Source organism: Kribbella qitaiheensis (assembly GCF_042657745.1).
In the GTDB taxonomy this organism is placed as follows: Bacteria; Actinomycetota; Actinomycetes; order Propionibacteriales; family Kribbellaceae; genus Kribbella; species Kribbella qitaiheensis.
Map to the genome: position 1 here is coordinate 50,581 of NZ_JBHSKE010000065.1, position 12,670 is coordinate 63,250.

The 12,670-nt window shown below is 68.4% G+C and carries 9 protein-coding genes; 5 read left to right on the forward strand and 4 right to left on the reverse strand.

Features of this window, described 5'->3' with window-relative positions; translation table 11 throughout:
- Positions 1-183: 183 nt before the first annotated feature.
- Both ACFPJ1_RS36895 and ACFPJ1_RS36900 read left to right on the forward strand, forming a co-directional pair.
- On the forward strand, positions 184-1,140 hold the full coding sequence (locus ACFPJ1_RS36895) for an ABC transporter ATP-binding protein (RefSeq protein ID WP_380110949.1): 957 nt from the start codon (positions 184-186) through the stop codon (positions 1,138-1,140).
- Positions 1,137-2,126, forward strand: coding sequence for an ABC transporter permease subunit (locus ACFPJ1_RS36900; protein ID WP_380110950.1), 990 nt, complete (start codon positions 1,137-1,139; stop codon positions 2,124-2,126). The genes ACFPJ1_RS36895 and ACFPJ1_RS36900 overlap by 4 nt, the downstream gene beginning before the upstream one ends.
- On the opposite strand, the gene ACFPJ1_RS36905 is transcribed toward ACFPJ1_RS36900, so the two are convergent.
- On the reverse strand, positions 2,123-4,795 hold the full coding sequence (locus ACFPJ1_RS36905) for a YfhO family protein (RefSeq protein ID WP_380110951.1): 2,673 nt from the start codon (positions 4,793-4,795) through the stop codon (positions 2,123-2,125). The genes ACFPJ1_RS36900 and ACFPJ1_RS36905 overlap by 4 nt on opposite strands.
- 194 nt (positions 4,796-4,989) lie before the next feature.
- On the opposite strand from ACFPJ1_RS36905, the gene ACFPJ1_RS36910 reads away from it, so the two are divergent.
- Positions 4,990-5,994 (forward strand): glycosyltransferase family 2 protein, encoded by a 1,005-nt coding sequence (locus ACFPJ1_RS36910; protein WP_380110952.1) that lies wholly within the window; start codon positions 4,990-4,992, stop codon positions 5,992-5,994.
- A gap of 140 nt (positions 5,995-6,134) precedes the next feature.
- Here the strand turns inward: ACFPJ1_RS36910 and ACFPJ1_RS36915 are convergent, their stop codons facing one another.
- Positions 6,135-7,214, reverse strand: coding sequence for an ABC transporter ATP-binding protein (locus ACFPJ1_RS36915; protein WP_380110953.1), 1,080 nt, complete (start codon positions 7,212-7,214; stop codon positions 6,135-6,137).
- A 232-nt stretch (positions 7,215-7,446) separates the two neighbouring features.
- Between ACFPJ1_RS36915 and ACFPJ1_RS36920 the strand changes: the two genes are divergently transcribed.
- The gene (locus tag ACFPJ1_RS36920) at positions 7,447-8,472 is read left to right on the forward strand and encodes a LacI family DNA-binding transcriptional regulator (protein ID WP_132189021.1); all 1,026 of its coding nucleotides are present in this window, start codon (positions 7,447-7,449) and stop codon (positions 8,470-8,472) included.
- 287 nt (positions 8,473-8,759) lie between these two features.
- On the opposite strand, the gene snpA is transcribed toward ACFPJ1_RS36920, so the two are convergent.
- Positions 8,760-9,422, reverse strand: a complete 663-nt coding sequence (gene snpA / locus ACFPJ1_RS36925) for a snapalysin (protein WP_380110954.1) — start codon at positions 9,420-9,422, stop codon at positions 8,760-8,762.
- Between the two features lie 153 nt (positions 9,423-9,575).
- Complete coding sequence (gene soxR, locus ACFPJ1_RS36930; protein ID WP_380110955.1) at positions 9,576-10,052, reverse strand: redox-sensitive transcriptional activator SoxR; 477 nt, start codon at positions 10,050-10,052, stop codon at positions 9,576-9,578.
- A 580-nt stretch (positions 10,053-10,632) separates the two neighbouring features.
- Between soxR and ACFPJ1_RS36935 the strand changes: the two genes are divergently transcribed.
- Positions 10,633-12,666 (forward strand): DEAD/DEAH box helicase, encoded by a 2,034-nt coding sequence (locus tag ACFPJ1_RS36935; protein WP_380110956.1) that lies wholly within the window; start codon positions 10,633-10,635, stop codon positions 12,664-12,666.
- Positions 12,667-12,670: the final 4 nt, after the last annotated feature.

A 12,670-nucleotide genomic window follows, 5' to 3' on the forward strand; every position in this document is an offset into this window, starting at 1 on the left:
CCGGCGCAGGACGTTGTCAACAGTATCCATTGAATCTTGGACCAGATCCCGATCGCCCGCGACCCCCGACTCACCCCTTGAACGATCAACTCATGCGCCCAGCAACAAACCCGGCGGGATGGACGTCTGCCTCTGCAAGGATGAGCGATCCCCCGATCCGGGGAGGCGACGAGAGGGGTGGGCATGCCGGACCTGGCGATCCGCACACAGGCCTTGCGTAAGACCTACCGGACCCGTCGTGGCAAGCGGGTGGTCGCGGTCCAGGGCCTCGACCTGGAGGTTCCGGTCGGCGGCGTGCACGGCTTCCTCGGACCGAACGGCTCCGGGAAGACCACCTCGATCCGGATGCTGCTCGGCCTGGCCCGCGCCGACGCCGGCACGATGACCGTGTTCGACCAGGTCGTCCCGGACCATCTGCCCGACGTCGTCGGACGGGTCGGCGCGATCGTCGAGTCGCCGAAGTTCTTCCCCACCTTCAGTGGCCGGAAGAACCTCGAACTGCTGGCCGACGCGATCGGCGCGCCGCGTGGCAGGGTCGGCGAGGTGCTCGAGGAGACCTCGCTGGGCGAGCGCGGCAAGGACAAGTTCAAGACCTACTCGCTCGGCATGAAACAACGACTCGCGATCGCGGCAACGCTGCTCAAGGAACCAGATCTGCTGATCTTCGACGAACCCACCAACGGCCTCGATCCGGCCGGCATCCGGGAGATCCGCGAGACCATGCGCGGCCTGGGCGAGCAAGGTCGGACGGTCCTGGTGAGCAGCCACATCCTGGCGGAGGTCGAGCAGGTCGCGGACACCGTCTCGATCATCGGCCACGGCAGGTTGCTTGCCTCCGGCACCGTTGCGGAGGTGATCGGCGGTAGCGGCAGGACGACGGTGAAGGTAGCCATCGACAGCCCGATCGGCGACCCGGCGGCGCAGCGTGAGACCGCGACCCGGATCCTGACCGCGGCCGGGCTGACAGTGCGGGCCGAGGGCAACTACTTGTTCGTGGACGGCGCCGAGCATCCGGCCGACGTGACCAGGCGCCTCGCCCAGCAGGAGTTGTACGTGTCCGAGCTGATCCCGGTCCGCGCCGACCTGGAGTCCGTCTTCCTCGAACTGACTGCCGACGAAGGCCTCGGGGGCTCCCGATGATCCGGCTCAGCGGGGTCGAACTGCGCCGGCTGGTCGCCCGCCGGCTGACCCTGATCGGCGTCGCGGGGGTCCTGCTGATCACCGCGATCGTGCTGGTCGCGACCTGGAACAACGCCCGGCCGGAGTCGCAGGAGCAGCGGCGGCAGGCGCAAGCGCAGTACGAGATCGCTGCTGAGGACTGGGAGTTGCACGGCGCGGAGTACACGAAGCGGTGCTTGGAGGACTACGCGACGCTGCCCGACCCGAAGGACCCGGTCGAGGTGTACTGCCAGACCAACGGGCCGTCCATCGACCAGTTCCTGAAGCCGAAGTCCGTCTTCTCCGAGGTGATGCCGGAGCAGTTGCTCGGAGCGTCGTACCTGCTGATGTTCGCCGCCTTCCTGATCGGCGCGAGTTTCGTCGGCGCCGAGTTCAGCACCGGTTCGATCGGCAACTGGCTGACGTTCGAACCACGCCGGATACGGGTGTACGGCAGCAAGTTGCTGGCCGCCGCGATCGGAATGGTTCCGGTGGCAGTGGTGGTCTACGCGATCCTGTTGGTGGGTACGTTCCTGATCATCGACCAGTTGGGCATCACCGCCGGTACGACGGGCAAGGTCTGGGGTGATCTCACCGCGCAAGCGGGCCGAGGGGTGCTGGTCACGGCCGTCGGGGCCGCGCTCGGGGGAGTGGTGGGTCTGCTGCTCCGGCACACCGCGGCCGCGATCGGGGTGGCGATGGGGTACATCGTCCTGGTCGAAGGCGTGTTCGGCGGCTTCCTCACCAAACTTCAGCCCTGGTTGGTGAAACTCAACTTCGACGCCTGGATCCAGCACGACGCGACGTACTACGTCGACAGCTGCCAGCCCACTAGTGACGGCGGCTACGGCTGCAGCACGATCACGAAGACGCTGACGTTCGAGCACGGCGCCTGGTACCTCGCCATCGTCACCGTGGTTCTGGTCGCACTCGGCGGCTTCGTCTTCGCCCGCCGCGACATCAGCTAGCGCAGTGCGTCGGATGTTCTTTGGCGCTTGCGGGTCCGTGCTGCGAGCGCCAGACCAAGCGTGATCAGCAGTGCGCCACCACCTGCTGCCAGGCCGATTCCCAGGCCTGGCGGCAGGTACTCGCAGCTCACCCGCTCGGTTGGTCCGGGCAGTGACACCGAGAGCAGACCGCCGAAGCTCGTCGGCTCCTCCGGCTTCCCGCCATCCCGGGCGCACAGCCAGCCGGGCAGCGCGGGCGCGGCGATCACCGCCACACCTGTACTGCCGGGCTTGAGGGTCGCGGAGATCGAGCGTCCGCCCGTCTCTACGTGCGTGGCGCCGGCGGCTCGGAGGTCGGAGACGGCGGTTGCCAGCTTGGTGGAATCGAGACAGCCGAGCGCGCCCCGCGGTGTGATCGCCCCCCGGACAGCGGCGACGACCTGCAGGTCGATCAAGACCTCTCCCGAGGCCGGTACCTTGCCGAGTTCCACCATCTTGCTGCTGGTCGTGGTCCTCGGTCGGCGCGAGGCCGTCAGGGGTTGCCACTCGCCACCCGCCAGTCGTGCCTGGCCGCCGACCTGCGGGAAGTGAAGGAACACGGTAGACCCCACGGGACACCGCGCCTTCAGCGTCAGCAGCCCGGGAGCCACCACGCTGCCGCGGTACGCCGGGACGTCGTACACCTGGGCGCCGAGAAGTCGTTCCTGCAGGCCGTACGCGCTGGTGAACGGTACGTCGGGGGCCGGGCCGGGGCGGACCGTCACCAGTGGTGGGGCGTCGGCGCGGGTGAGGTTGTCGTCGCGATGCATCGCCGCGCCGATGGAGAAGATGGCGTCGGTGACCGGGTTGTCGAGGGCGTAGGACGCGCGGCCGAAGCCCGCCCAGCCGAAACCGAGGCCGCTCAGCGTCTCGTTGAGACTCGCCGGCAGCAGGCTGCTGTAGAGGCCGGCTCCCTGCCCGCCCAGCAGCATCGGATCGTTCGGGGTGGTCCTCGTGCCCGGGTCGGTCCGGTACTCCGGCCAGTCGGACGCGGCGGCGATCTTGTCGCGTTGTTCGGTCTGCTGTGGTCCCCAAGCGGGCGCCGATGCCGACAGGAACTTGGCTCGCTGCTCATCCATCACCACTGCGCTCAGCGTGGTCTCCACGCCGACCACGATGACCAGCACGACCGCCGCGACGACGGGGATTCCCGACCAGCCACGATTGCCCAGCCGCCTGATCAGCCACAAAGTCAGCATCACCGCGATGGTGAGGCCGCCCGCGGCGGCGAGCATGCCGACACTGCCCGAGGTCAGGAACGGACTGTCCTGGCTGATCAGGGCGAGCGTTACGAGCAAGGCCGCGGCGCCGCCCAGTGCGATCGGGCTCGGCGCGCGATCCGCGGACGACAGCCAGGCCACGATCACCAGTACGCCGCAGAGCACGAACGCCTCGCGGTACTGGCTGCCGTTCGGGGTGTCGAAGCCGTGCCAGAACTTCTGCGTCGGCGACCAGAGGAACGACGCCGCGAGGAGCACGACCGTCGCGGTCCAGACCACCCGGGTGATCACCTTGAGGGATCCGTTGAACGGCAGTGTCAGGGCCAGCAGCAGCGCCGCGGTTCCGACGTACAGGCTGGCGCTGGCGCCCACACCTTCCGACAACGGCATCAGCCGGGACAGGAACTTGTCGACCGGAAGGGGCGTGAAGAAGCCCGAGGGGGACGTAGTCGCTTCGCTGTTCGCTGTGAAGACCGGGATCAGGAGCGGCGCGGCGAGGGCCATACCGAGGAGCACGGACACCGCGTGCCGGAGAAGCACTCGCAGCCGCCTGAACCAACTCAGGTCGCTGGTGAGCACCCGCGCGAGCAGTACGAGGCCGCCCGCGATCGTTGCCATGTAGGCGGTGTAGAAGTTGGAGAACCAGAACAGGCCGATCACGAGCACGCTCAGCAGACGGTTCGTGCGTCGTGCCCCACCGGGCGTCAGCGCTTGCAGGGACCATTCGCCGACCAGGCAGAACATCGGCAGCGCGATCAGCCCGTCGAGCCACATCGGCACGTAGGCGGCGTCGTCGATCGCCCACCCGCACATCCCGTACGACGCGCCGAGCGCCGCGGCCAGCCAGGCCGGACCCGGGCGCATCTTGCGCAGCAGGACCACCATCGCGGCCGCCGCCAGCGCCAGTTTCAGCGTGGTGAGCACGAAGACGGCGAGGTCGATCTGGTCCCGCGGGAACAGCGCCACCAGCAGCGAGAGCGGACTGCCCAGGACGACGCCGACGTCACCCCAGAAGCCGACGCCGAATCCGCTCTGCCAGTTGAAGAACAGGTCGCCTTGCGCCTGGCCGTGAAGGATGTCCCAGAGGTGCGCGTAGAAGGGAATGTACTGCGCGCCGAGGTCGTTAGTGCTGCGCGAGACCGAGCCGAACGGGTAGGTGCCACGGATGATGCCCGCCACGCAGAACCCGGCCGCTGTCAGCAGAGCAGCCAGCAATGCCGCGGCCCCGGTACTCCGGACGCGGGACGTGGAGGCGTCCGCGTTGGAGTCCGGCTTGGGCGGAGATTCGGTGGAGTCAGCCTCGGATTCCGGTTCTGCTGGGGAGGTGCTGGAGACTGCGGTGGGGGTGGCAGCGCGGGTCGGCGTGGCGGTGGTCGCGGCCGTGGTGCTGGGTGGTGCAGGCGGCTGGACATCGCCGTCGTCCGAGTGCAAGGATCGCCCCCCGAGTCGACTCGAGCAGGCGCCCCCCGTTTGCCCGAAGCGTCGTGCCGAGACCGGTCGTTGTGTGGTCCGCGCCAGGCTACACTCCTGGCCGGGTAAGAGATCTCCCCTCCGCCCATCGCCTCAGCCCCCGGCTAGTAGCCTGCAGGACGCGTCGAAACCGGACAGGACGAGCAAGGAGTGCTATGCGGCTGACGCTGGTGGTTCCGTGTTTCAACGAGGTCGAGGTCCTCGCCCGCTTCCACGACGCGGTCAGCCGTGAACTGAAGGCGACCACCGAGCCGTACGAGATCATCTACGTTGACGACGGCAGCCGCGACGGCACTCTCGACGCGATCCTCGGCATCGCCGCCGCGGACCACACCGTGCGCTATCTGTCCTTCAGCCGCAACTTCGGCAAGGAATCGGCGATGCTCGCGGGCCTGCGCCATGCCGACGGCGACGCGGTCATCCTGATGGACGCCGACCTGCAGCACCCACCCGAGCTGATCAGCCGGATGCTCGAACTGCACGCCCGCGGCTTCGACCAGGTGGTGGCGAAGCGGACCCGGGCCGGTGTGCCGGCCGGCCAGCGGCTCGCGGCCCGGACGTACTACTGGCTGATCAACCGCTGGGCCGATGTCGAACTCGTCGACGGGGTGGGCGACTTCCGGCTGATCTCCCGCCGGGCGGTCGACGGGTTGCTCGAGCTCGAGGAGTACAACCGGTTCTCGAAGGGCCTGTTCGCCTGGATCGGCTTCGAGTCGATCGTCTTCGAGTACGAGAACGTGCAGCGCGAGACCGGCAAGAGCCGGTGGACCTTCCGCAAGCTGTTCGAGTACGGGCTGGACGGGCTGCTCTCGTTCAACAACAAGCCGCTGCGGGTGGCGATCTACTTCGGCCTGGGCCTCACCGCGATCGCGGTCCTCTACGCGATCTGGGTGGTGGTGGTCGCGGCCACCCAGGGCGTGAAGATGCCGGGGTACGTCACCCTGATCGCCGCGATCGTCGGCCTCGGCGGGATCCAGATGGTGATGCTCGGCGTGATCGGCGAGTACATCGGCCGGATCTACTACGAGACCAAGCAGCGCCCGCACTACCTGATCAAGGAGAGCAACCTGACCCCGCCGGGGGTGGTGATCGGCGGCGCGGCCACCTCGACCTACAAGTTCCAGAGCCGCGACGAGAACCGCCTCGACCGCACCGACTGACCGTACTCCGAACCGCCCGCTCCGCCGTACCGCGTGGCGCTCTCACCGGGCACGACGAACAGCCGGGGACAAGACGAACGCCGGCCCCGGGTGGACGAGCCACCCGGGGCCGGCGTACGCAGTACCGGATCCGCTGGGGATCAGGCGGTCAGGCGCTCCTCGGTGGAGGCCGAGAAGAGGTGCAGCTTGTCCGGCTCCGCTGCCAGGTGGATGGTCGAACCCTTCTCGACCTTCATCCGGGCGTCGATCCGGGCGACGATCTGCTGGTGCTCGTTGTTGTGCTCGGCGGTGCCGTAGAGGAACGCGTCGGCGCCGAGCTCCTCGATCACGGCGACCTTGACCGGCAGGCCCTGGTCGGAGACCTTGAAGGCCTCCGGCCGGACGCCCAGGGTCAGGGTCTTGTCGTTGCCGGCCTTGGCGAGCAGCGACCGCTCGACCGGGACGGTGTAGTCACCCAGCTTGGCGCCACCCTCGACCAGGTCCGCGTCGAGCAGGTTCATCGCGGGCGAGCCGATGAAACCGGCCACGAACTTGTTCTTCGGGTGGTCGTACAGGTTCAGCGGGGTGTCGACCTGCTGGAGCAGACCGTCCTTCAGCACGGCCACCCGGTCGCCCATCGTCATCGCCTCGACCTGGTCGTGGGTGACGTAGACGGTGGTGACACCGAGACGCTGCTGCAGCTCGGCGATCTGCGTACGGGTCTGGACCCGCAGCTTGGCGTCGAGGTTCGACAGCGGCTCGTCCATCAGGAAGACCTGCGGGTTACGCACGATCGCGCGGCCCATCGCGACGCGCTGGCGCTGACCGCCGGACAGTGCCTTCGGCTTGCGGTCGAGGTACTCCTCCAGGCCGAGCAGCTTGGCGGCCTCCATCACGCGCTTGGCGCGGTCATCCTTGGAGACACCCTGCATCTTCAGCGCGAAGCCCATGTTGTCCGCGACGGACATGTGCGGGTAAAGAGCGTAGTTCTGGAACACCATCGCGATGTCCCGCTCTTTCGGCGGGCGGTGGGTGACATCGCGGTCGCCGATGTAGATCGAACCCTCGTTGACCTCTTCGAGGCCGGCGAGCATCCGGAGCGAGGTGGACTTGCCGCAACCCGACGGGCCGACGAGCACCATGAACTCGCCGTCCTCGATCTCGAGGTTGAGCTTGTCGACGGCGGGCGTCTCAGAACCCGGGTAGACCCGGGTAGCCGCCTTGAACGAGACAGTAGCCATGACGATTCCTTCCTTCACCGGCAGGAACGTGCCGGACGATCCGAGTAAAGGCCCCCGGTCGGGGGTGCGTTCATCCTGACCTGAGTGGCTGCTCCTGACAAGGTGTACGGCGTGTGAGGTGTCCGTACTGTTCACCTGGTGGACACTTCCGCGCAGGCTGGGCGCGGCGGGAGTCTGCAAGATCTTGCAGACTCTTGCTGCAAGAACAACGATCGGTGGGTAGGGTGCCGCCGTGAGCAGTAGAGCGAGGCTGGCCGACATCGCGGTCAAGGCGGGGGTCAGCGAGGCGACCGTGTCCCGGGTGCTGAACGGTAAACCAGGTGTCGCGGAGGACACCAAACAGGCGGTGCTGACCGCCCTGGACGTGCTCGGCTTCGAGCGGCCGACCCGGTTACGGCGCCGCTCGGCCGGCCTGATCGGGCTGGTGATGCCCGAGCTGATCAACCCGATCTTCCCGGCCTTCGCCCAGGTGATCGAGTCCGCCCTGTCGCAGCGCGGCTTCACCCCGGTGCTGTGCACGCAGTCGCCGTCCGGCGCCACCGAGGACGAGTACGTCGAGATGCTCCTCGAGCGCGGGGTGTCCGGCATCATCTTCGTCTCGGGGCTGCACGCCGACACGGGCGCGGACCACGCGCGGTACCAGTCCCTGGTGGATCGCAAGCTGCCCGTGGTGTTCGTGAACGGCTGGCTGCCGGGCGTCGAGGCGCCCTTCGTCTCCTCCGACGAGGCGGCCGCGATGGAGCTCGCCGTCTCCCACCTGGTTGCCCTCGGCCACCGCCGGATCGGGTTCGCCTCGGGGCCGGAGCGGTTCATCGTCGTACAGCGCAAACTGGCCGGCTACCGCACCGCGATGAAGGCCCAGCTCGGCCTGAACGACGCCGAGGTCGACTCGATGGTCGAACTCAGCATGTTCGGCGTCGAAGGCGGAGCCGCCGCGGCCCAGCGCCTCCTCGACGTCGGCGTCAGCGCAGTCGTCTGCGGCTCCGACATGATGGCGCTCGGCGTCATCCGAGCCGCCCGCCAACGAGGCCTCGCGGTCCCCGACAACATCTCGGTCGTCGGCTACGACGACGCCCCGATGATGGAGTTCACCGACCCGCCCATGACGACAGTCCGCCAGCCCGTCAACGCCATGGCCCTCGCCGCAGTCCAGTCCCTCCTGGAAGAAGTCCGCGGCCACACCACCCCCCACACCGAGTTCCTCTTCCGCCCAGAATTGGTAGTCCGCAACACCACCGGCCCCCACCGCGAGCTGTAGCCCACGGCTGGAAGAGCCGAGAACAAGCCTTCTGACCTATTGGGTAACGGCCGATCGGTTGCCTCTCGGGGAGCGGCCGGCCGGGCGAGCGGCGTACCGAAGGACAGGAAGTAGTCCGTCAGTCCGCCCTGACCGTCAGGCCGGCAAGCGCAACCACCCGCGCGCACTCGGACAACTTTCCTGTCCTTCGGTACGCCGCCAGGCGAACGAACTTCCGTTTGGGCCGTGGCAGTACTTCGGCTCGGAACCGTCCCCTGCCGGGCGGTTCCGAGCCGAAGGTCGGGGGGCTACTTGGAGGTGTGGAAGGCGGCTGCGGCGCCGAGGCTGCTGAAGCCGTTGGCCCACAGCTGGTTGACGCGGGAGCGCTCGGCGGAGTCCGGGTAGGGGTTGGTGCAGGACGGGCCGGGGCCGCCACCGGACATCAGTTCACTGCAGGGGCCGCTGTAGTGGTCCGGCAGGCCGAGAACGTGACCGGTCTCGTGGGCGGTGATCCGGGTCGGGTCGTACTGGATGGCCTGGGCGTAGTCCAGGAAGATGTAGCCGCTGCCGTGCCCATCGGTGGACGCGTAGGAGCCGCGCGGGTCGTTGCCCTCGGTGTAGTAGAAGTCGTAGTTGCTGCCCTCGACGAGCGTCACGTTGCTGACCGAGGAGTTCCAGATCGAGGTGCTCGAGTTGATCTCGGACTGGAAGCTCGGCGCGTCGACCGCGTAGGTGACGGTGACCGCGGCGGCCTTGTTGACGGCCTTGGCCTGCTTCGCCCGGGCGGACTTCATCACCGCGTCGTAGAACGCCTTGGTGGCGGCCTCGTCCTGCGGGGAGCCGGTGTACGCCGCGACGGTGGTCGGGGACGAACTGGGGGCCTGCGCCGTGGGGGCGGCGGCGAAGGCGGGGACGGCCAGGGCTGCGGCGGCGAGCCCGGCGAGAGAAGTCAGTATCCGGCGACGGGACATGGGAGGGCCTCACTCCGTGATTTGTGGCGGAAAGCGATCAGCGGGTTACTGATCGCTACGATCCCGGATGTTGCCAAGCCTTGAGGAAATCCACACCAGATCGCGAAGAAGTCGGGGGTTAACCCTCGTTCGCCGAGTTCGGCTCTATGACATTCATAACTCGCCGGGTATGCCGACGTTCAGAATGCGGGCACCCGGTCCACGTTCGGCCAGCCGGTCCGCCTTGTTGTAGAGGTTGCAGCGCTGCAGGCTGAGGCAGCCGCAGCCGATACAGCCGTCCAGGTCGTCGCGCAGCCGTTCGAGCTCGGAGATCCGCTGGTCCAGCCGGCTCCGCCAGGACTTCGACAACCGGCTCCAGTCGGCGCGGGTCGGGGTCCGGTCGTCAGGCAACGAATCCAGCGCGGCCTTGATCTCGACCAGTGCCAGTCCGACGCGTTGCGCGGCCTGGACGAAGGCGATCCGTCGCAGGGTGCTGCGCTGGTACTGCCGCTGGTTGCCGGCCGTCCGCCGGGAGTTGATCAGGCCCTGGTCCTCGTAGAAACGCAAGGCCGACGCGGCGACGCCGGAACGGTTCGCGATCTCGCCGATCGACAACCAGTGGTCCTTGCTGGGAATGGTTTCCTCCGCCATACCGCCACCCTAGGACGCCGGGACAAGAGCTGAAGGGGACTTTAGTTGTTGGTGGTACTGCGTGGGTGCGCGCCGTCGGCGGTCTTGGGGGTGGGTGCCGCGACCGGGACCGGGGGCTGGCTGGGAACACGACGAGAGTGCCTTTTGTCCGGCCGTTGCCCGCCGCACGGTTCTGGCCGTTGTTTTTGCCGGACAAAGCCACTCGTCGCCGGTTGTGGTGGGGGGGTGCGACGACCTCGCGTGGGTGGTGGGAATTGTGGCCGTGGTCACGTGGTTGTAGATGGTGGAGCGGTTGGAGCCCCTACGCCTGTTGTTGGGTGTGGTCAAGGGGCGGGGCTGGCCGGGGTATACTTTTCGGCGTCGGTGCGCGAGTCGCGTCACCAGAGCATTTCCCAGGCGCTCCGACCCGTCGGTTTCAGCATCCCGCTGATGTATCCCCGGCGACATGGGTGCAACGCGATAGCACCCGCAGGTCGATGCCTATCTCCTGCCCAGCACGTCCGGTCCGGCCAGATTTCTGGCCGGCGCTTGCGTGCGGCTCCGATCCGGCATCAGTCCGTGACGTTGAGAGAGAGATTGCGTGTCCCAGCACCACCAGGACCAGTATGTTCCCGCCGACGGCAACGACGCCGCCGACCGGGCGAAGAAGCCGCGGCACAAGAAGTTCCAGAACCAGTCGTACGGCGAGCGGATGGCCGCCGAGCTGGACGCACCGAGCACCCCGGGCACCGACCGTAGTTCGGCCCGGGTGGAGAAGCCTGTCGTGACCGAGCGCCGCGGCGGCCCCTCGCAATACTCCGACCGTGGCAGCCGTGGCGAGCGCCGCGACGCCCCGCGTGACAACACCGCCCGGGGCAACGACCGCCCGGTCCGCGGCTACCGCGCCGAGCGTGCGAACGACTCCCGTACGGAGCGCCCGGCGTACTCCGAGCGTCGTCCGGCGAGCACCGGCACCTCGTCGTACCCGAAGAGCACCCGCACCGACAGCCCGTCGTACCCGAAGAGCTCGTACGACCGGAGCCCTTCCGACAAGCCTGCTTTCCGCAAGGATCGCGACGAGCGCGGCTTCGACCGCGACCCCCGCGCCGAGCGTGGTACCAACCGCACCTTCGACCGCAACGACAACCGCTCGTTCGACCGGAGCGACCGGGGCGACCGCAAGTTCGAGCAGCGGGAGCGCCCGGCCCGGGTCGAGGCTCCTGTCGACCTCGGCGAGGTTGCCGAGGGCAATGGATTCGCCGCCCTCGGACTGGCGCCGCGACTGGTGCAGCGGATGGCGAAGGACGGCATCACCGCGCCGTTCCCGATCCAGGAAGCCACCATTCCGGACGCGCTGGCCGGCAAGGACGTGCTCGGCCGTGGTCAGACCGGTTCCGGCAAGACCCTCGGGTTCGGCCTGCCGACGCTGATGCGGCTGGCCGGTGGCCACACTGAGTCGCGCCGACCGCGTGGCCTCGTGCTCGTGCCGACCCGTGAGCTTGCCATGCAGGTGCACGACGCGCTCGAGCCGCTCGCCCACGTGATGGGCGTCTCGATCAAGCTGATCGCGGGCGGTCTGCCCTACCCGAAGCAGATCGACGCGCTGCGTCGTGGCGTCGACCTGCTGATCGCCACCCCCGGCCGGCTGATCGACCTGTGTGAGCAGGGCGCTGCCGACCTGGGCGCGATCGAGGTGGCCGTGCTCGACGAGGCCGACCACATGTGCGACATGGGCTTCATGCCGGCTGTCACCACGCTGCTGGACATGACGCCGCCGGAGGGCCAGCGGCTGCTGTTCTCGGCGACGCTGGACAACGACGTCGACACCATCGTGAAGACCTACCTGAAGGACCCGGTCACGCACTCGACCGAGTCCGGCCAGGCCTCCGTCACCACGATGGAGCACCACCTGCTCGTGATCGAGCCGGCGCACAAGCAGTCGCTGACGGCCGAGCTGGCCAGCCGCGACGGCCGGACCATCGTGTTCGTCCGCACCAAGCTGGGCGCCGACCGCGTCGCCACCCAGTTGCGCGACCGTGGCGTGATGGCCGCGGCGCTGCACGGCGGCCTGACCCAGGGCGCCCGGAACCGGACGCTGGACCAGTTCAAGGACGGTTCGGTACCGGTGCTGGTGGCAACGGATGTCGCGGCTCGCGGAATCCACGTCGACGACGTCGGCCTGGTCGTCCAGGCTGACCCGCCGGCCGAGCACAAGGACTACCTGCACCGCGCCGGCCGTACTGCGCGCGCCGGTGGCAAGGGTGCCGTCGTCACGCTCGTGCTCCCGCACCAGCGGCGCGGCATGATTCGGCTGGCCGAGTCGGCCGGTGTCAACACCGAGCCGGTCCGCGCCCGTCCGGGTGACGGCGTCGTGACCGAGCTGACCGGTGGCACCAAGCCGTCCGGCTACCCGGTCAAGCTGCCGGCCCCGAAGCCGACGCGTGGTGGCGGTGGCTTCAACAAGGGTGGCAAGCGCTTCGGCGGCGGCCGCTCGAGCCGTGGCTACGAGGGTCGCGGTGGCTACGAAGGCCGCGGTGGCAGCGGCGGTAGCCGTCGCCCGGAGCGCTCGGGCAACGGCCCGCGTCGCCCCGAGTCCAACCGCTACGAGGGCAACAACAAGTCCTACCAGCTCTGACGTT